This window comes from Orrella marina, assembly GCF_003058465.1.
Classification (GTDB): Bacteria; Pseudomonadota; Gammaproteobacteria; order Burkholderiales; family Burkholderiaceae_B; genus Algicoccus; species Algicoccus marinus.
This window is the reverse complement of sequence record NZ_CP028901.1, coordinates 3,059,469-3,078,962: the sequence shown is the minus strand read 5'-3', so window position 1 is coordinate 3,078,962 and position 19,494 is coordinate 3,059,469. Positions and strand designations below refer to the sequence as shown.

The 19,494-nt window shown below is 54.6% G+C and carries 17 protein-coding genes; 12 read left to right on the top strand and 5 right to left on the bottom strand.

Annotated features, from left to right (window positions below; all coding sequences use genetic code 11):
* Positions 1 to 108 precede the first annotated feature (108 nt).
* The 4 genes from cutA to DBV39_RS14010 are packed head-to-tail and all read left to right on the top strand — an operon-like array spanning position 109 to position 4,784.
* Positions 109 to 450 (top strand): divalent-cation tolerance protein CutA, encoded by a 342-nt coding sequence (cutA, locus tag DBV39_RS14025; RefSeq protein ID WP_108622063.1) that lies wholly within the window; start codon positions 109 to 111, stop codon positions 448 to 450.
* Positions 431 to 2,407, top strand: coding sequence for a protein-disulfide reductase DsbD (gene dsbD / locus DBV39_RS14020; protein WP_108622062.1), 1,977 nt, complete (start codon positions 431 to 433; stop codon positions 2,405 to 2,407). The genes cutA and dsbD overlap by 20 nt, the downstream gene beginning before the upstream one ends.
* Positions 2,404 to 3,591: an MFS transporter gene (locus tag DBV39_RS14015; RefSeq protein WP_108622061.1), complete on the top strand. Its 1,188-nt coding sequence runs from the start codon at positions 2,404 to 2,406 to the stop codon at positions 3,589 to 3,591. Before dsbD ends, DBV39_RS14015 begins: the two co-directional genes overlap by 4 nt.
* Positions 3,588 to 4,784 carry an MFS transporter gene (locus tag DBV39_RS14010; RefSeq protein WP_108622060.1) on the top strand — a complete coding sequence of 399 codons (1,197 nt, stop codon included), beginning with the start codon at positions 3,588 to 3,590 and terminating at the stop codon, positions 4,782 to 4,784. Before DBV39_RS14015 ends, DBV39_RS14010 begins: the two co-directional genes overlap by 4 nt.
* A gap of 27 nt (positions 4,785 to 4,811) precedes the next feature.
* Here the strand turns inward: DBV39_RS14010 and hemB are convergent, their stop codons facing one another.
* Together hemB and yihA are read right to left on the bottom strand one after the other, a co-directional pair.
* Complete coding sequence (hemB, locus tag DBV39_RS14005) at positions 4,812 to 5,831, bottom strand: porphobilinogen synthase (protein WP_108622059.1); 1,020 nt, start codon at positions 5,829 to 5,831, stop codon at positions 4,812 to 4,814.
* Positions 5,828 to 6,451, bottom strand: a complete 624-nt coding sequence (gene yihA, locus DBV39_RS14000) for a ribosome biogenesis GTP-binding protein YihA/YsxC (protein WP_108622058.1) — start codon at positions 6,449 to 6,451, stop codon at positions 5,828 to 5,830. The genes hemB and yihA overlap by 4 nt, the downstream gene beginning before the upstream one ends.
* 95 nt (positions 6,452 to 6,546) lie before the next feature.
* On the opposite strand from yihA, the gene DBV39_RS13995 reads away from it, so the two are divergent.
* The 5 genes from DBV39_RS13995 to DBV39_RS13975 all read left to right on the top strand — a co-directional run bounded on the left by DBV39_RS13995 (position 6,547) and on the right by DBV39_RS13975 (position 13,376).
* On the top strand, positions 6,547 to 7,245 hold the full coding sequence (locus DBV39_RS13995; RefSeq protein ID WP_407669206.1) for a c-type cytochrome: 699 nt from the start codon (positions 6,547 to 6,549) through the stop codon (positions 7,243 to 7,245).
* A gap of 154 nt (positions 7,246 to 7,399) precedes the next feature.
* Complete coding sequence (locus DBV39_RS13990; RefSeq protein WP_407669205.1) at positions 7,400 to 9,472, top strand: cytochrome c biogenesis protein ResB; 2,073 nt, start codon at positions 7,400 to 7,402, stop codon at positions 9,470 to 9,472.
* Entirely contained in the window at positions 9,472 to 10,806 is a 1,335-nt protein-coding gene (gene ccsB / locus DBV39_RS13985) for a c-type cytochrome biogenesis protein CcsB (RefSeq protein ID WP_108623294.1), read from the top strand. Before DBV39_RS13990 ends, ccsB begins: the two co-directional genes overlap by 1 nt.
* A gap of 24 nt (positions 10,807 to 10,830) precedes the next feature.
* The gene (locus tag DBV39_RS13980) at positions 10,831 to 12,042 is read left to right on the top strand and encodes an MFS transporter (RefSeq protein ID WP_227870640.1); all 1,212 of its coding nucleotides are present in this window, start codon (positions 10,831 to 10,833) and stop codon (positions 12,040 to 12,042) included.
* A gap of 89 nt (positions 12,043 to 12,131) precedes the next feature.
* On the top strand, positions 12,132 to 13,376 hold the full coding sequence (locus DBV39_RS13975) for a Zn-dependent hydrolase (protein WP_108622055.1): 1,245 nt from the start codon (positions 12,132 to 12,134) through the stop codon (positions 13,374 to 13,376).
* Here DBV39_RS13975 and lysA read toward each other — a convergent pair.
* Positions 13,373 to 14,674 carry a diaminopimelate decarboxylase gene (gene lysA, locus DBV39_RS13970; protein WP_108622054.1) on the bottom strand — a complete coding sequence of 434 codons (1,302 nt, stop codon included), beginning with the start codon at positions 14,672 to 14,674 and terminating at the stop codon, positions 13,373 to 13,375. The two genes, DBV39_RS13975 and lysA, sit on opposite strands and share 4 nt — an antisense overlap.
* Before the next feature lie 21 nt (positions 14,675 to 14,695).
* Positions 14,696 to 14,932, bottom strand: coding sequence for an LPS translocon maturation chaperone LptM (gene lptM, locus DBV39_RS13965; protein WP_159078962.1), 237 nt, complete (start codon positions 14,930 to 14,932; stop codon positions 14,696 to 14,698).
* 43 nt (positions 14,933 to 14,975) lie between these two features.
* On the opposite strand from lptM, the gene cyaY reads away from it, so the two are divergent.
* Positions 14,976 to 15,305: an iron donor protein CyaY gene (cyaY, locus tag DBV39_RS13960; RefSeq protein ID WP_108622052.1), complete on the top strand. Its 330-nt coding sequence runs from the start codon at positions 14,976 to 14,978 to the stop codon at positions 15,303 to 15,305.
* An 80-nt stretch (positions 15,306 to 15,385) separates the two neighbouring features.
* On the opposite strand, the gene DBV39_RS13955 is transcribed toward cyaY, so the two are convergent.
* Positions 15,386 to 17,812: a penicillin-binding protein 1A gene (locus tag DBV39_RS13955; protein ID WP_108622051.1), complete on the bottom strand. Its 2,427-nt coding sequence runs from the start codon at positions 17,810 to 17,812 to the stop codon at positions 15,386 to 15,388.
* 49 nt (positions 17,813 to 17,861) lie between these two features.
* Between DBV39_RS13955 and aroK the strand changes: the two genes are divergently transcribed.
* A complete protein-coding gene (gene aroK, locus DBV39_RS13950) occupies positions 17,862 to 18,404 on the top strand; it encodes a shikimate kinase AroK (protein ID WP_108622050.1) in 543 nt (180 codons plus the stop codon).
* Complete coding sequence (aroB, locus tag DBV39_RS13945; protein WP_108622049.1) at positions 18,392 to 19,471, top strand: 3-dehydroquinate synthase; 1,080 nt, start codon at positions 18,392 to 18,394, stop codon at positions 19,469 to 19,471. The genes aroK and aroB overlap by 13 nt, the downstream gene beginning before the upstream one ends.
* Positions 19,472 to 19,494 lie beyond the last annotated feature (23 nt).

Below are 19,494 nucleotides of genomic sequence, written 5' to 3'. Positions count from 1 at the left end.
TTTTCTGAGTGGGAGAGGTCAGTAGAATATTTTTCATAAGGTGCTTCTACGGGTTTTTACGTACGGCATAGGCTCTCTGGCTACAATGCCCGCTCGGAGGAGAGTGTTATGACACAGGTGACTGCATCAGAATTTGCTGCTGTTGTGATTCTTTCAACAGCACCAGATCTAATCCTTGCCAAACGGATTTCCCATTTGCTTATCGAAGAAGGGCTTGCCTCTTGTGTGCATATCGGACAGCCATCTCTTTCAATGTTCGCATGGGATGGTGACGTGCAAGGGGAACAAGAGCTTCCAATGACCATCAAAACATCCGAGCGGGTACTCGATCAGGCGGTTGCGCGCATTGTTGAACTTCACCCGTACGACGTTCCTGAAGTGATCGTCCTGCCAGTTATCGCAGGCTATGGGCCTTATCTTGAGTGGATTAATGCGACTACCAAATCTTGATGCTGTGATTCCGTCCCGGTGGGGTCACTGGGTAGCGGGGTTGTTTTTCCTGGCTCTCACCGCGCTTGCGCAAGCACAGGATTTTTTACCACCGGATCGTGCTTTCGCCATGCAGGCCCGACAGGTCAGCCCGAACGTCGTAGCTGTTTCGTTTCAAATCGCTGACGGCTACTACATGTACAGGGACAGGCTGGAAATTCCGAGTGAATATTCTGACTGGAACCCTGTCATGCCTGAGTTGCCACCAGGAGTCGTGAAATATGATCCAACATTCGATCAGGACATGGCGCTTTACTATGACATGTTCGAGTTCACGCTTGATCTGCCACGCTGGCCATCTGAAAAGGATAGCGCTCCATTTATTGTGAACATCATCAGTCAGGGCTGTGCAGACGCAGGTTTGTGCTATCCACCGATGACCTCTGCAATCGAACTTGAGCCTGATGGAGACGGATTTCGTCTATTGCGTCAGCAGGCGTTAGTCGATTTCGAGCAACCGTTTGGAGTTAACACCCGAGTAGGTAGCATTGAGCCGTCTTCAACCCAGTTTGTTGGGTCAACTCCGGATGGGCTTGGAGCCTCGAATACGGCTAGTTGGTCAGCGTTGCTCTCCACGGGAAGTGACACGCAGATAGCAGATGCTCTGGGCAGTCAGAGCCGACTTGCACTACTTGCCCTGTTTTTTGCCCTTGGTCTGCTTCTGGCATTCACACCTTGCGTCCTCCCGATGATTCCCATCCTGTCGGCTGTCATCGTTGGTCAGTCAGTCAGGGTGACGCGTTTGAGAGGTCTAGCGCTGGCCGCTGCATACGTTGCCGGAATGTCGATCGTCTACACGGCTCTGGGTGTGCTTGCCGGTATGACGGGTGCCGGGCTTGCTGCATGGCTGCAGACTCCGTGGGTGCTCACGTTATTCGCATTACTGCTTTTTGTGCTGGCTCTTGCCATGTTTGATGTGATCACGATTGAAATGCCGTCGTCACTTCAAACCAGATTGACCAGTTTGTCGTCGCGGCTGCCAGGTGGGCATTTGACGACATCTGCCGCAATGGGTGCACTCTCTGCCCTGATCGTCGGTCCATGCGTAGCTGCTCCGCTGGCTGGGGCGCTCCTATACATATCTCAGACAGGTGATGTGATCCTGGGTGGTGGTGCGCTGTTCTCAATGGCATGGGGAATGGGCGTACCTCTGTTGATTGTTGGTGCATCGGCCGGCAGTCTCTTGCCGAAAGCCGGTCCATGGATGTCTGGTGTGAAAGGGTTCTTTGGGGTACTGTTGCTGGCAACTGCTTGGTGGATGGTCAGTTCGGTCATGTCATCGGGAGTCGTTCTTTTTGGCTGGTCTGTCCTTGTCATCTTTTCCTCTGTTCTGCTCGGTACATTTGAGCCATTGCGTATGTCGGCAGGTTCTGGAGAGGAAAGGGCGTTTTACGGAGCCGCTCTCCGAAAGACTTTCGGGGTGGTTCTCGCAATCATCGGACTGATCTGGCTGATTGGCTTGGCGAGCGGCTCTACATCGATGATCCGCCCGTTCGAAAAACTGACTGCGTCAGGGGAGAGTTCCATCTATTCGCCAGGCCCTGTCCCAGCGGTTGTGTTTGAGCCGGTTCGATCTGTTCAGGAACTCGACCGCATCGTTAGAAATTCAACCAGACCTGTCATGCTGGATTTTTACGCTGACTGGTGCGTATCGTGCAAAGAAATGGAAGCCTTTACATTCTCGTCACCCGAAGTGGCACAGAAAATGCAGCAGTTCACATTGCTTAAAGCAGATGTGACAGCGAATGATTCGGAAGATCGCGCTTTGCTGCGTCGCTTCAAACTCTTTGGCCCTCCGGGCATTATGTTCTTTGAGCCAGGCGGGCAATACCGTGAAGACATCCGTGTGATCGGTTTTCAGGATGCACGGAAGTTCGCAGAAACACTCGATCAGGTTCTTGATAGCACACAGAGATGAATCCAACCTCTCGTGTGGTCGTGATTCTGGCGATTGCTGCGTTTGCCAGCACGTCGGCGTTTCGCGTGCTGGACCCGGCGATACCTCAACTTGCTGAAGAGTTCAATGTCACCACAGGACGAGCTGGTGACGGAGTCATGTGGTTTGCGCTGGCGTACGGGATCGCGCAGTTCTTCTACGGGCCGCTAGGCGATCGTTTTGGAAAGTTTCGAGTCCTTACCCTCGCGACTGTGGCAAGTGCTGCTGGAAGCCTGGTTGTCGCACTGGCGCCGACATTCGAGATGGTACTGTTTGGGCGCTTCCTGTCGGGCGCGACCGGTGCGGCGATCATACCGTTGGCGCTCGCATGGATCGGGGATCACGTTCCTTACGAACAACGCCAGGCAACACTCTCGCGATTCATTTTAGGGAACATTATCGGAATCACGTCCGGGCTTTGGATCGGCGGCTTCTTTGCTGATGTTACGGGGTGGAGGGGAGCGGCTTTGTTTCTGGTCGGTCTGTATCTTGTTGTAGGTGCGCTTCTGTACAGTCAGCGTAAGCACGTCGATGAGGTGCCTTCTGCCTTTGCGAAGATTGACTTCTTTCAGCCGCTGGCAGAGGTGTTTCGGACGAAATGGGCGTGGGTGATCCTGACAGCAGTGATGTTTGAAGGAGCGCTTGTATTTGGGTCGGTGGCCTATGTCCCAGCGTATTTACAGTACACCTATGACATTTCACCGACCAGGGCGGGTGTCGTTACCAGCCTGTTTGCTGCGGGTGCATTGACATACGTTGCCAGTGCGAAGTGGCTCATCGGATCACTAGGTGAGTTCAGGATGGCGATGACCGGCGGTGCTGTCCTCGCGGTTAGTTACATAATCTATTTGTTTGGCCCAACCTGGCAGTGGGCGCTGCTTGCGGGTGCTCTTTGTGGACTAGGATACTATTTTTTGCATGCTGTTCTGCAGGCACGGGCAACCCAGATGGTCGAGCATGCAAGGGCGACTGCCGTTTCTATGTTTGCCTGTTTCATGTTTGTCGGACAGGCAGTTGGTATTGTGCTCGGTTCGATGCTCGTTGATGCGTTTGGTCTGCGTGCATTGCTCTGGGTTTCAGTAGTGGCACTGCCTTTGCTAGGAATATGGTTTGGACTCAAGCTCAGGCAGTACATGAGTCAGACCCAACTTAGAAGTCAATCATGACAACCCATACTGCCAATCCTCAGCAGACAAGCCGTATCATACTTTTACTGGCGCTTGCAGCGTTCTCCAGTACCAGTGCTTTCAGAGTACTGGACCCTGCTTTGCCACAACTGGCTCAAGAGTACTCGGTGTCCACCGGAGAGGCTGCAGACGTTGTCAAGGTCTTTGCGCTAGCTTACGGCGTTCTACAGTTCTTCTATGGACCGATGGGTGACCGGTTTGGTAAGTTTCGTACCCTGGCGTGGGCAACACTGGCGTGTGCCCTTGGAAATGTCCTGGTCGCTTTAGCTGGAAATTTTGATGTGCTTCTGCTCGGTAGAATCATGTCGGGTGCGACTGCGGCAGCGATTGTTCCGTTGTCTATGGCGTGGATTGGAGACCATGTGCCCTACGATCAGCGTCAGGCAACGCTTGCACAGTTCATGACAGGCACCATTCTTGGCATGACCTCCGGCCTGGTGCTCGGTGGATTATTTACCGACACGCTAGGTTGGCGTGCGAGCTTCTGGTTTCTTGCTCTTGTTTATACCGTCATCGGATTGTTGCTCCTGAGCCAACTTTCAAAGGTACCGGAGAGTGTCAGTACAAACAATAACCGTCTTCAGGTTATCGGGCCGATCATGCAGGTCTTGAAGACGCCTTGGGCAAGAGTGATTTTAGTCGTGGTTCTCCTCGAGGGTGCACTCGTTTTTGGCGTGATGTCGTTTGTTCCTTCATATCTTCAGCTCCGACACGGCGTGTCCTCGACCATGGCCGGACTGATCACTAGTCTGTTCGGGTTGGGGTCATTGATCTACGTTGCGCGCGCAAGGTGGCTGGTCGCAAAACTTGGCGAAGCACGTATGGTCTGGATTGGTGGATGGGCGATGGGTTCTGGCTATCTGCTCTACACCCTCGGATTCCACTGGTCGATTGGTGTGGTGGCCAGTATCGCCTGCGGGTTCTCGTATTACCTTGTACACGCTGTTTTGCAGACAAATGCAACCCAGATGGTTCCCGAGTTCAGGGCAACGGCCGTTTCCTTGTTTGCCTCCTTTCTCTTTTCCGGTCAGGCAATCGGCGTGGCGCTGGGGGCCTTGATTGTCGATCACATTGGCATCATCTGGGTGATTGCATCGGGTGCAATGATGATGCCATTTCTGGGTATGTACATGGGCTGGCGTCTCAAGCAGCGTCCAGCCCAGTCCGGTTAACCGGACTGGTGGGTGCGATTCCCGCGATCAGCGGGATCCGTTCAGAATGCGCGCCGCATCCGGTGCAAAGTACGTCAGGATTCCATCAGCACCAGCTCGCTTGAAGCCGAGAAGCGACTCCATCATGACCTTGTCGTGGTCGAGCCAACCGTTGCCAGCAGCTGCTTTGAGCATCGCGTATTCGCCACTTACCTGATATGCAAAGGTCGGAACCCTGAATGCATCCTTGACCCGGCGAATGACATCCAGATAAGGCATGCCTGGCTTGACCATGACCATATCGGCCCCTTCGCGCAGATCCGCTGCCACCTCGCGCAATGCTTCGTCGATGTTTCCAGGATCCATCTGATACGTCACTTTACTGGATTTTCCAAGGTTACTGGCAGATCCAACCGCGTCTCTGAAAGGACCGTAAAAAGCGCTGGCGAACTTTGCTGCATAGGCCATGATCCGTGTGTGGATGTATTGATTGGTTTCCAGCGTCTGGCGAATTGCACCGACTCGTCCGTCCATCATGTCGCTCGGTGCAAGAATGTCAACGCCCGCTTCAGCTTGCACCAGAGCCTGTTGAACCAGGATATCCAGGGTGACGTCGTTGATAACATAGCCTTCGTCATCAATCACGCCGTCCTGGCCATGGCTGGTGTAAGGATCAAGTGCGACGTCAGTCAGTACGCCCAGATCGGGGAACCGCTCCTTGAGGGCACGCACCGCGCGGGGGACAAGCCCTTGCGGGTTTGTGGCTTCCGAACCTTGCAAGTCTTTCAGTTCGGGTGCGATAACCGGAAACAGCGCCATGACGGGAATGCCGAGCTTTACACAGTCTTCCGCTACTGACATCAGTTCGTCAATCGAATAACGATTGACACCTGGCATGGATGGGACGGGCGTGATCATGCCGCTACCTTCCACAATGAAAACTGGATAAATCAGGTCGTTGACAGTGAGCGAGTGCTCGCGAACGAGTCGACGAGTGAAGTCATCTCTGCGCAGTCGGCGTGCACGATGGGTCGGGAAGTCTGCGAACGGAAAATGGGGAGTGATCATGGGACGGCCTTAGGTGAAATCCAGTTTTCGATATGGTGAGTGGCCTCTTCAATTCCAATGCGGGCAGGTGCCGAGAAAGGAATGGCCGCAAGCTGGCCAATGTCTGCCAACTGTTTCTTGACTGCAAATACGGCGTTCATACGCTGACCATAGGGTAACTTGTCGGCTTTGGTCAGCAAAGCCAGCACCCCCTTGCCGGTCGGGGCAATCCAGCGAGTCAGTCGCAGATCAAGGTCAGTCACCCCGCGCCGGATATCGATCATGATGACAATACCGGCGAGTGAGGGTCGGATTCTCAGGTAGTCTCCGAGAACGTCAGCCCACTCTTCTTTGGCGTGTTTGGCGACAGAAGCGTAGCCGTAGCCAGGGAGGTCGACCAGGTAGCCGTAGTAATCTCCAGGGTTGAGTGGGTCCGGAAGACCAAACATGTTGATCAGTCGGGTGCGACCAGGTGTCTTGCTCGAATACGCCAGTCGGCGTTGATTGGTGAGCAGGTTGATTGCCGTTGACTTGCCCGCATTGGACCTTCCTACGAAACAAACCTCCGGCGCACCAGGCTCGGGAAGCTGATCCAGCCGGGCTGCAGAAGTCACGAAAGTAGCGCGATGTAAGATGGACAAGTTGTTTCTTCCAGTACAGTTGTTTCCCTATTGTATAATCCCGGGGTTTGGTAAGAGTGCCGAATTCTGTCGAGGTCCTAAATATGAAGCAAGTGATGTCTTGGGTGGCAAAGGTATCGGGCGTAGCACTGACCAGTGGTCTTTTGCTCGGAGTATCCGCAGTCCATGCTGCCGACGTTCCGCAGGGTCCGGTCAAGCCTGATGTGAAGGCGGGTGCCCTGTTGTACCAGCAAGGTGATCCTGCCAGAGGAATTGTTGCCTGTGTAACCTGTCACGGCGAAGCCGGAAACAGCGCGTTGCCAGCCAACCCCAATCTGGCCGCGCAACCACATGAGTATATTTACAAGCAGCTTGTCGAGTTCAGGCCCAAAGAGGGTCAGGACGCGGCACCTCGTCGTGGTTTGGATGGTGCTCCATCAGTTATGACGGCTCTTGCAACGCCACTGACTGAGGCGGACATGCGCAACGTGGCGCTGTATCTGGCTGAGCAGCCACTGACCGAGCCAGCAACGGCCGGACACGAAGATCTGATGGCACGTGGGCAGAAAATCTGGCGTGGTGGTATCCCGGATAAGAATGTGCCTGCCTGTGCTGCATGTCACCTGGCCAATGGTGCTGGTATCCCTGCTCAGTATCCACGTCTCAGTGGTCAGTTTGCATCGTATATTGAAGAGCAACTCAAGCTCTTTCGCGCCGGTCACCGCGCAAACAGTGAGATGATGATTCAGATTGCTGATCGCATGACGGATGCGGATATCAAAGCTGTTTCTGATTATGCAGCTGGTCTGCGTTAACTGACAGGAACACGCATTCTGAGCCAGACAGACTCTGCGCACTCTGGTCTGGTTGGGGCGCCCAGGAACTATTGGGGACAAGGCCCAGTCTGATATGGGGCACTTGGTGCCCCATACTTTTATGTGGGTGCTGTAGATTTAGAGGCACTTCCTAGTGACATCGACTGTAACTACCCCTCGCCAGAGATCCAGACGTAAGGTCACGGCGGCATCGCTATTCGAGCTGCTCGGGTCAATGCGATTTGCGATCTACCTGCTCGTCATCATTTGCGTTGCCAGCATCATTGGTACTGTGTTGCCGCAGAATATGTCGGAGAACACCTACATCGACCAGTTTGGCCCGTTCTGGTTTGATGTGCTTTCCAAATTTTCTGTCTGGTCGATCTACAACAGCGGCTGGTTCCTGGTCATCATGACATTTCTCGTGATCTCGACCACAATCTGCCTGATCCGCAACACGCCCAAGATGATTCGAGAAATGCGCTCGTTTCGTGAACAGGTGCGCGGGTCTTCACTTCGGGCGTTTAGACACCGCGTTGATTTGATCACGGAGCGTAGCCTTACGTCGTGTGATTCGGCTGTGAAGAAGTGGCTCCAGAGTCAAGGCTATCGTTTCAAGACTCGTGAAGAGCCTGGTGGCGTGATGATTGCGGCCAAAAAAGGCTCAGGCAACCGCCTTGGTTATATCTTTGCGCACGCGTCGATTGTCATCATTTGTATCGGTGGACTGCTCGATAGCGAGTTACCAGTACGGGCGCAGGTGTGGCTATTGGGTAAGACGCCAATCGTAGAGAACATGCTGATCGCCGACGTGCCCCCGGAGGGCCGACTGGCGCTCTCGAACCCAAGTTTTCGGGCGAATCTTCTGATTCCGGAAGGTGCGACGCGCGCCAATGCGGTTGTCAACGTGGGTGAGGGTGCGCTGGTGCAACCCCTGCCTTTTGAACTGACACTTAACAAGTTCATTATCGACTATTACTCCACAGGCATGCCGAGTCGGTTCGCCAGTGAGGTGACTGTCAGAGATTCAGAAACCGGCGAAACTTTCGATCAGACGATCGAGGTCAATGAGCCTTTGCGCTACAAGGGTGTGACGGTTTATCAATCGAGTTTTGATGATGGTGGCAGCAATGTGGATCTTGCTCTCTACCCGTTGAGTGGAACCCAGAGCGGACCCTTTGATCTGGCCAAACGGGTAGGCGAGAGCATCGATTTCCCGGTAGGAAGCTCAGGCAATGTCCGTCTCGAGATTACAGGGCTACGTCCCATCAATGTCGAGGATCTTACCAGTGGTGAGCCGCAGCCCAGGCAGTTAGCGGAACACGTGGCGGCGGTGACTGGAAGTGCCGCATCCCGACGTAACGAGAATCTGCGCAATGTGGGACCAAGCGTAGAGTTTCGTATCATCGATTCCAGCGGTCAGGCGACGAATTATCACAATTACATGTTGCCAGTCGAGCTTGATGGTGCCTTTGTCATTCTCGCTGGAGTTGATCAAGGCGGTGGACAGTTCAGCTACTTGCGAATACCGGTGGATCAAGACAATTCAGCGGGTGAGTTCATGAAATTGCGGGCTGCACTCGCGAATCCTGAGATGCGTGAGGAGGCTGCGAGGCGTTTTGCGCTTTCAAACACATCTGACCTGACTGACCAGGAAGCGCTACAGCTATCAGCAAGGCGCGCCCTAGACACATTCTCTGTGGGGGGATTGCAAGGGTTATCACAGTTTCTCGAGAAAAATGTGTCTGAAGAGGAGTTGCCCCGGGCTGCGCAGGTCATTGTGCGCTTACTAGGCTCCTCCATTGCGACACTGAGGAACGTTGTGCGTGAACAGGAGAACCTGCCTGTGCTTGACGCTGCGGATCCAGGTAATCAGCAATGGAATCAGATGGCCGTCGCTGCCCTGTCGGATCTGCAGTTTTATCCAGCTCCGGTTCTGGTAACAATGACTTCGTTTGATCACTTGCAGGCAAGCGTATTTCAGGTCAGCAGGACGCCAGGCATGCTGACGGTTTATCTTGGCTGCCTGTTGTTAACTATTGGTGTGTTTGCGATGTTTTATGTGAGGGATCGACGCATCTGGATCTGGTTGCGCCGGGATGATACCGGTACGAAGACCGAGGTTCTGGCTGCGATGACCTCACAAAAGCGTACGCTGGATTTCAATCGAGAGTTTGAACGATTCAAGCAGACGATCGGAATGCTTGATCAGAAGGAGAGTGGATGATGGCTCAGACAATTGCAGCCACAAACGAGCACGTCTGGAAAGAACTTGTCGAGTCGGGTGACAGCCGCCAGATGCGGGGTCGTCCGGACTGGACGGACATGGTGTTCTTTCTGTTGCTCAGTGCGGGAGCTGCGTACGCGCTTGTCGCCCTCAGCCAGTCAATGGATATCTACGAGAAACTGATTCTCGTGGGAACTGTACCTTCACTAGTATGGCTAGGATGGCTCTGGCGTCCGCTTCGGACGTTGCTGGTGGCCAGTGGCCTGTCTGCGTTGTTCGCTATCTGGTTATATCAGGGCGATATTGCGAGGGCGGACCAGGCGTTCTTGCTGCAATACTTGTTTTCGTCTCAGTCGGCCATTCTCTGGATGTGTATGCTGTTCGTGCTGGCGACTGTCTGTTACTGGCTAGGCTTTGTCAGTCAGACCGCGGCATGGCTTGGAACGGCACTTTCCTGGGGAGCAGTGTACGCAGGAACAACAGGGCTGCTAGTGCGCTGGCGTGAAGGTCACCTGATGGGGCCTGATCTGGGCCACATTCCAGTGAGCAACCTGTATGAGGTGTTTGTACTATTTGCCCTCATCACGACCCTGTTCTACCTGTACTACGAGCGACGATACGCTACGCGCACGCTCGGTGGTTTTGTCATGCTGGTGGTTACGAGCACGGTTGTCTTTCTGCTTTGGTATTCATTTACCCGGGACGCCTATGAAATTCAGCCACTTGTGCCCGCACTCAAGAGTTGGTGGATGAAGCTGCACGTGCCCGCCAATTTCATTGGATATGGCACCTTTTCTCTCGCTGCTATGGTCGGATTCGCTTATCTGGTCAAGGAAAACGGAGAAACGAAATCCTGGCGCAAGCTTCTGCCTCTTTTCGTCCTTGGGGTATTGCTGGCAGTCGAGCCCATGGTGTTTCGCACCGAAGGGCTTTCTGCGACCTGGATGATTTATTTCGGAATTGGCGTTGTTCTGGTGGGCGCAATTTTGACCTTCCGGGGACCCATTTCCAGAAAGCTGCCCGCACTAGAGATTCTTGACGATATCATGTATCGGGCAATTGCCATCGGTTTTGCGTTTTTCACCGTGGCAACAATCCTGGGCGCGTTGTGGGCTGCCGACGCCTGGGGTGCGTACTGGCAATGGGACCCCAAGGAAACCTGGGCCTTGATCGTCTGGCTGAACTATGCCGCCTGGCTGCATCTGCGACTAATGAAGGGGCTTCGTGGAACGTTGGCTGCTTACTGGTCGCTTGTAGGTCTGTTGATCACTGGATTCGCGTTTCTTGGCGTGAATATGTTTCTGTCCGGTTTGCATTCATATGGCGCCTTGTAGCATGACTGATTGAACAGATAGAAAGTGACGACACCGACCAGACCCTGGATCATTCTCTCCGCAACATTGGCAATTCAGGCGCTAGTCGCCATGGCGCTCATTACGCTTCCGGTGGTGGCGCCAGTCGTTGGTCAGGCCATCAATTTGTCCCCGGCATACGTCGGGGTTTATGTCGCGTTTGTCTATGTCGCGGCAATGACTTCGAGCATTCTGGGTGGGTCTCTGGTCAGGCGCTGGGGAGCATTGCGCGTCAGTCAGATCGGGATGTGTTTTTCAGCGACAGGGTTGGCGTTATGCGCTGTCGCCCACCCCGTTTCTATGGCGTTGGGTGCCGTGCTGATCGGTTTGGGATATGGTCCTGTTACCCCCGCAAGCTCGCATCTTCTTATCAAGACCACGCCGCCTGAGCGTATGTCCCTGGTGTTCTCAATCAAGCAGACGGGTGTGCCGGTTGGTGGCATGATGGCGGGCATGCTGGTGCCTTCATTCGAGGTGCTGGTTGGATGGCAGGCGGCATTCATGATTGTCTGCGCCATGTGTCTGCTGCTTGTCGTACTGGTTGGGCCGTTGCGACCTGTTCTGGATGACGATCGAGATCCGACGATTCGACCTTCACTTGTGAACAGTTTCGTAGCTCCAATCAAACTGGTACTCAAGACGAAGAGTTTGCGGATACTTGCAGCCGTCTCCTTCATGTTCTCGGTTACCCAGTTGTCGGTTACCACCTACATGGTGACATTTCTCTACGAAGATCTTGGCTGGAGTCTGGTGGCCGCGGGTGTGGCTCTGACCGTTGCACAAGCCGCTGGAGTCGGGGGACGAATTCTGTGGGGATGGGTTGCAGACAACTGGCTGGGATCCGGCATCATGCTGATCCTGGTTGCAGCCTTGCTGGGAGTTTCCGCCATCGGACTCGCACTATTTACATCCGCGACCCCGCACTGGGTGCTTTATCTTGTGTTGATCACGATTGGATCAACTGCGATTGGCTGGAACGGTGTGTTTCTTGCGGAGGTGGCGAGACAGGCGCCGCATGGGATGGCCGGGATGGCCACTGGCGGAGCCCTTGGCTTCACCTTCATGGGAGTGTTGTTCGGGCCGCCGATTTTTGGTGCTGCCGCATCGACCTTGCACAGTTATGGATCCGGTTATGCACTATTGGTGGTCCCGGCTTCGATCATTGTGGTGCTTTTGTGGCGCAGTCGAGCCCGCTGGAAGAATTCCAGGGCAACTTGACACGGCTCCTGCCGGGTTCTCGGTTCTGCGACGCGACGGCATGAAAATTGCATGTTAGATGACAGCATATTGCCAAGGAGAAGTAGCTCATGTCCTCAAACGTAGAAACCCCAGTCAAAGTGTCGGCAAGCCGGCTTTACGAGTCTCTGATGGAGCTTGCCCGGATTGGCGCGACTGATAAAGGTGGTTCCTGCCGCCTCGCGCTGACTGAACTCGATGGGCAGGGGCGCGATCTCGTGACGCAGTGGATGCGGGATGCGGGCATGAGCATTCATGTCGATCAAGTTGGGAACATCTTTGCACGTCGATCGGGTCTTGATGACTCTTTGCCAGCCGTGATGACCGGCAGCCATATCGACACACAGCCAACTGGCGGGAAGTTTGATGGCTGCTTCGGCGTGCTGGCAGGCCTGGAAGTGATCAGAACGCTGAATGATCATGGAATCCAGACTCGTGCGCCGCTTGAGGTGGCCATCTGGACCAACGAGGAGGGCACCCGCTTTGTGCCCGTCATGATGGGCTCTGGTGCTTTCATCGGGCGTTTTTCGGTTGATGAGGTACTTGCAACCACAGACAAGGATGGCTTGACGGTTGGCGATGAGCTAAAGAAGATTGGTTACGCGGGCGAATTGCCTGTTGGGCAGCGAGCAGTCGGTGCCTACTTTGAAGCGCATATTGAGCAAGGTCCCATTCTGGAAGCTGAGCGCAAGACAATCGGAGTAGTCACAGGATCTCTGGGCTTGCGCTGGTACGACATCACTGTCACTGGTATGGAAATGCACGCTGGCCCGACCCCGATGACGGGCAGGCGTGACGCGTTGTACACATCGACTATCATCATGCAGGATGTTGTCAACTACGCCAGGCAACACGCTCCATATGGCCGAGGGACTGTCGGACTGGTAAACGTTTTTCCAGGGTCAAGAAATGTCATTCCAGGGAAAGTGACTTTCACTGTCGATTATCGCCATCCAGACGCCTCAGTGTTGCAACAGATGCATGAGCGCCTTGAGTCCGTCTGCGAGCAAGTCGCTCAAGAGCACAATGTGGAAGTGAAAGTCACGGAAGTATCTTATTTTCCACCGACGCCTTTTGATGTGAAGATGGTGCAGTCGGTTAGAGAGGCGGCAGTTGCTTGTGGTTATTCACATATGGATATCGTCACAGGGGCGGGGCATGACGCCGTGCATATGGCCAGTATTGCCCCAACTGCGATGGTCTTCGTTCCCTGCAAGGATGGCATCAGTCACAATGAGATTGAAGATGCGACCCCTGAGGATCTTGGTGCCGGCGCGCAGGTACTGTGTGACGCCATGCTGAGCGCTGCTAGTTAGCGTAGAAGATGCTCGCCCCGCACGAGATCTTCAAATGTTTCCCGTTCCCGAATCACATGGTGCTCTACGCCATCAACCAGTATTTCCGCTGCTTTGGGACGGGAGTTGTAGTTGCCGGCCATGACAAACCCGTAAGCACCCGCAGACTCGATTGCGAGGACGTCGCCTTGTTCGATTGCGAGCATTCTTCCTTTTGCTAGCCAGTCGGCACTTTCACACACGGGTCCGACCACATCCCATTGGGTAGGAGCAAAGTCTGAGCGTGGCCTGACCGGCAGCACGCCGTGCCAGGCCTCGTACAGCGCGGGGCGCATCAGGTCATTCATGCCGGCATCCACGATTGCGAATGACCGGTCAGCAGTTGGTTTTAGAAACTGCACTTCTGTGAGCAGAACTCCAGCATTGCCAACAAGTGAGCGACCGGGTTCGAGCACAAGCTCCAGGTGAGTGAGTCCGAAAGAGTCCAGGCGCGCAAAAACTTTGTTCAAGAGGATCGATGGGTCAAGCGGTGTTTCGTCGTCGTAACGAATTCCAAGTCCACCCCCCAGGTCGAGATGCTTGATGTGGATTCCGTGCCCGGACAGTTCCTTGATGAGTGCGATGAGTTTGTCCAGTGCGTCCAGATAAGGAGACACCTCCGTAATCTGGGAACCGATATGACAGTCAAGACCTACAACCTCCACACCAGGTAAAGACTTTGCGAGTTGATATGCCTCAGACGCAGTTTCAATCGCGATTCCGAACTTGTTTTCCTTCAGACCAGTTGAAATATACGGATGTGTCTGTGCGTCGACGTCCGGGTTCACACGTAGCGAGACAGGCGCCAGGCGACCCATTCTGCTGGCAACATCAGAGAGTCTGTGCAGTTCCGCGACAGACTCGACATTGAAGCACTTGACGCCAGCAGCGAGGGCCTGCTCCATCTCCCAGGCTTGCTTACCCACCCCCGAAAAAACGACTTTTCCCGCATCACCACCCGCTTTGAGCACACGTGCAAGTTCCCCGTCCGAAACAATATCGAAACCGCTACCAAGTCTGGCAAACTCCTGGAGAATGGCAAGGTTCGAATTCGCCTTCATTCCGTAGCAGACCAGCACTCGGCGTGATCCGATGGCATTGACATAAGATTGCCAGGCTTGACCAATCGCGGCGCGCGAATAGACGTAAAGCGGTGTGCCATACTGTTTCGCTAGTGTGGACAGTGCGAGCGATTCGACGTGAAGTTCGCCACTCACAAAGTGAAAGTGAGGAAATCCCGCCGGTTGTGGCAGGTTTTGTAGGTCTGACGGTGAGGACATGTTCGACAATCTGGTTTTGGGTTATTCAGTCAGGACTGGAGGGGGAGAGAGCAGTGACTCTTCCTCGATGGCGGCCGGCTCACCCCGCCGTTCTTCTGCATTTGGCAAGGAGCCTGCGTCAGGGCTATTGTCCTGCCCTCCCAGCGTATCCGGGGGCGGTGGTAAATACAGAGGACCTTTGTAGCCACACGCGCTAATGGCCATTGCCAGCAGCATGACAAAAAACGCCTGAGTGATTGACCGTACCGTTTGGCTCACAGGGTTGAACACTATTGCTCCATATGGGTTTAAGGACACAATTATGACTGAATCAGAATTTGAAGATCGCGTTGGCAAGATTCTCGATGCAATTGAAGCACATTCGGACGACTGGTTTGACCGTCTCGATGTCGATCTGGACAGCAAGCGGGAGGCAAATGTTCTGAACCTGTTGTTCGATAATAAAACGCCTGTTGTCATCAACAGTCAGGCACCGATGCAGGAAATCTGGGTTGCGGCACCAAGTGGTGGTTTTCATTACCGCTTTGACGGGCACCAGTGGGTCGACACTCGCGGCGGCCCTGATCTTGAAACAGCACTGAAAGTTATTTTCTCTGACGCAACCGGCCATGACGTCGAACTCAAGTTCTGACAAACCCTGTTGATTCAGGTGGGATGGATCACATCCCACCTGTTGCTTGCAGACTGTTTTTATCCGCTACGCGTTGCGTGTCAGTTCAAGGCCTCCTGCGGAATAAAGTTGACACTTTCCTGAGATGCTCCGCCTAGTGAGTTCAGCAAATCGTCAATCGATTCCTTTTTCTGATCAAGTCCGACACGTGTGATTGCCTGGGCGGGCGGGTACTCCGCAAAATACATGCTGTTTCCTTGCACGATCAGGCCACTGGGTGGCGCGCTGCGTGCCTCCTCGGGATATCTTTCCAGCGCCTTGGACATGTAGCCCAGCCAGATTGGCAGCGATGCTCCACCACCCGTTTCTCGGCTACCCAGCGATTTGGGCTGGTCGAATCCCAGCCATGCAACGCCAACCAGCGACGGTGTGTAGCCCGCAAACCACGCGTCAACCGCGTCATTGGTTGTTCCAGTCTTGCCAGCCACATCTCTGCGTTTGAGTTCCCGACTGGCGCGCGATGCAGTGCCAGACTGAGCCACACCACGCAGCATGTCATCCATGACATAGGCTGTCCTGGGATCAATGACGCGTGCGGTTGAGTCTCCGGCGATGGTCGGGTTGGCCCGCATCAGGACTTTGCCCTCAGAGTCTGTCACGGAGCTGATCAGGAATGGCGTTACTTTGTAGCCACCATTTGCAAACACGGTAAATGCGCTTGCGAGCTGCAAGGGCGAGACTGCACCTGAACCGAGCGCCATGGGCAGATAAGGCGGATGCTTTTCCGCTTCAAAGCCAAACCGGGTGATGTACTCCTGCGCATACTGCGGGCTGATTGCCTGCAGGATGCGGATGGAGACCATGTTTCGTGACCGGGCAAGCGCCTCGCGCATACTTAGAGATTCGCTGTAGGCGTTACCGTAGTTTCGGGGTTTCCAGCCCTGGTTGGAGCCAGTCTGCGCAGCAGTCAGTTCGAATGGCTGATCAGAGATCATGGTCGATGGCGTCATGCCCCGCTCCAGCGCCGCCGCGTAGATGAAGGGCTTGAAAGCCGAGCCTGGCTGACGCCAAGCCTGCGTGACGCGGTTGAAGTTACCACTAAAAAAATCAAATCCACCGACCATCGACTGGATGGCGCCATCTTGTGGGGTCATGGAAACGAATGCGCCTTGAACTTCAGGCAGGTTCAGAATCTCCCACTGACCATCGGTACGCTGATTGATTGTCACAACCGATCCTCGTCGTATCCGCATGGCTTCCGAGGCCTTGGGGTTCAGGGAGCGGGCGACAATCGCCAGGACCTTTTTGTCGTCGATCGTAATCGTTTCGTTCGCGCTGCGGGCAACGGTGACAGCCGTCGGACTGGCTTGCAGGACGACTGCCGTGTTGAAACCGGCTGTATCAGGATACTCGTCAAGCACTTGGTCCATGAATTCATCAAACCGGACCGTGTCCGTTTCAAGTCCATCCGGAAGGGTGGACTGACCCAGTGGACCCGGATAAGGCGCACGCCGTGTGTAGTCAAGCACCCCGTCACGCAGCGATCTCCATGCCCACTCCTGGTCATCTGACCGAATGGTTGTATACACATTCAGGCCACGCGAATACACCTCTTCGCCGTAGATGGAGAACATCAATTGACGTGCAAGTTCTGCAGCGTACTCACCGTGCACGGTGTATCCACCAGCCGGGGTCCCTTTTCCAGACTCGAGAACGATAGGCTCCTTGAGCGCAGCGTCATACTCCTGCGTTGTGAGATAGCCCAGGTCGTGCATGCGTCCGAGGACGTATCGCTGGCGGGCAACGGCACGTGGCATGTTTGAGACCGGGTTGTAACGGGAGGGGGCCTTGGGAATGCCGGCGAGCATGGCAGCTTCTGCTGCGGTCAGGTCCTCGACGTTCTTGCCAAAATAGGTTCTGGAAGCGGCAGCAAAGCCATAGGCACGACGACCCAGGAAGATCTGGTTCAAGTACAGTTCGAGGATCTGGTCCTTGGAGAGACTGGATTCGATCTTGTAGGTCAGCAACAGTTCGTAGAACTTGCGGGTATAGGTCTTTTCCGAGGACAGGTAGAAGTTACGCGCCACCTGCATGGTGATGGTACTTGCACCCTGGGTCTTGGACATCGCGGCGAGGTTGGCCAGTCCGGCGCGGGCGACGCCCATCCAGTCGATTCCACCGTGCTGGTAGAACCGATCATCCTCGGCTGCCAGGACGGCTGATTTCAGCACATCCGGGAACTCGTTGAAACGCAGAACGTTGCGACGTTCCTCACCGAACTCGCCAATGAGTACTTTGTCCGCTGTGAATACGCGCAAAGGAACCCGCGGTCGATAGTCGGTCATTGCGTTCAGGTCCGGGAGATTCGGCCACGCAATTGAAAGCGCGATGATCAACAACAGTGCTCCACTAGCCGCCAGTCCGGCACCCAGTGCAATCGTTTTGAGCAGAAACCGGAGAATCCATGGGCTCTGGGAGCCTGTCGATTTGTCGGATTCATCGCGCGAGCGGGAAGTGCTTTTTCTCATAAGTTCAGGATTCTACGCTTTCACGTCACGGCGGTGGGATAATAGCGCCATGAATCAAAAGCATGCGTCAATTTATCTGGTTGGCATGATGGGATCGGGCAAATCCACCATCGGCAAGGTTCTTGCCCGCTCTCTGAATATGCCGTTCATGGACCTCGACCACCAGATCGAGTCGAAATGTGGTGTCAAGATTCCTCTGATATTTGAGATCGAAGGTGAAGAAGGGTTCCGTAAACGTGAGGCTCAGGTTCTGGAAGAAGTGACCCGGCAAACAGGCATTGTGATGGCGACAGGCGGCGGAGCCATTCTTCAGGAACACAATCGGGCATTATTACGTGAGCGAGGTATTGTCGTCTATCTTAAGGCGTCCGTCGAGGAACTTTACAGGCGAACCTGTCGTGATCGTAACCGACCTTTGCTCGCAACCCAAGATCCCAAGGCTCGACTGCGAGAAATTCTGGCAGATCGCGAGGCCCTCTATGACGAAGTCGCAGACATCATCATGGAAACCAGTTCTTCGACCGTGACCTCGGTCGCCCACAAGCTGATCGAACGTATCAACCAATATCGGGATTTTCAATGCACGTCGTGAATGTCAAGACGCCCTCAGGGGAATACCCCATCCATATCGCTTCTGGCCGCCTTGACCAGATTGCCAGGAGCGTACCTGCTGATGCCAGCGCCATTGTATTGGTGACCAATCCCTCTATTGACGCGTTGTATGGGGAGCGAGTGCGCACAGCGCTGTCGCACCTGAGTTGTACTGTACAGACGGTTCTCTTGCCAGACGGTGAAGGTCACAAGGATTTCAGCAGCCTGAATCAAGTTTTTGACGCCATGCTGCAAGCCCGGTATGACCGGCGAGCTATCATTGTTGCCCTTGGTGGAGGGGTGATTGGTGACATGGCCGGCTTCGCGGCTGCGATTTACATGCGAGGCATCCGGTTTGTCCAGGTGCCAACTACCTTGCTGGCTCAGGTTGACTCATCTGTCGGCGGCAAGACCGCCGTGAATCATCCGCTTGGCAAGAACATGATCGGTGCATTTCACCAGCCTGTGGCGGTCGAGATCGATACCGATGTGCTCGACACGTTGCCACAGCGGGAAATCAGTGCTGGACTGGCTGAGGTGATCAAGTATGGTCTGATCATGGATGCCGGGTTTTTCGCATGGTGCGAATCCAATGTAGCCGGCCTGGTGGGTCGGGATCCGTCTATCCTGTCAGAAGCGATCCGTCGTTCGTGCGAGTTCAAGGCTGAAGTCGTGGGAGAGGATGAGCGGGAATCCGGTCGCCGGGCAATTCTGAACCTCGGTCATACGTTCGGTCATGCGATTGAAGCGGGTCTCGGGTATGGGCAATGGCTGCACGGTGAGGCGGTCGGATGTGGACTGATTATGGCTGCAGAGCTTTCAAACAGGGTTTGCGGGCTACCTGAATCAGATGTCAGACGGGTTCGTGATCTTGTGGGGGCGATCGGTTGCCCGGTCGTTGCACCCGGACTCGATGGTCAAGAGCACTGGATCTCGCTGATGAAAGGCGATAAAAAGGCAGAATCAGGTCAGATCAAGTTTGTTTTGATGCCCAGGATCGGGCGGGCTGTGGTTCAGCCTGTCGATCCGGGCGCGCTCAGGGAGGTACTTGCTACCTGCTGTGAGTGAGATCAACCTTCGGAGCCCAGTTC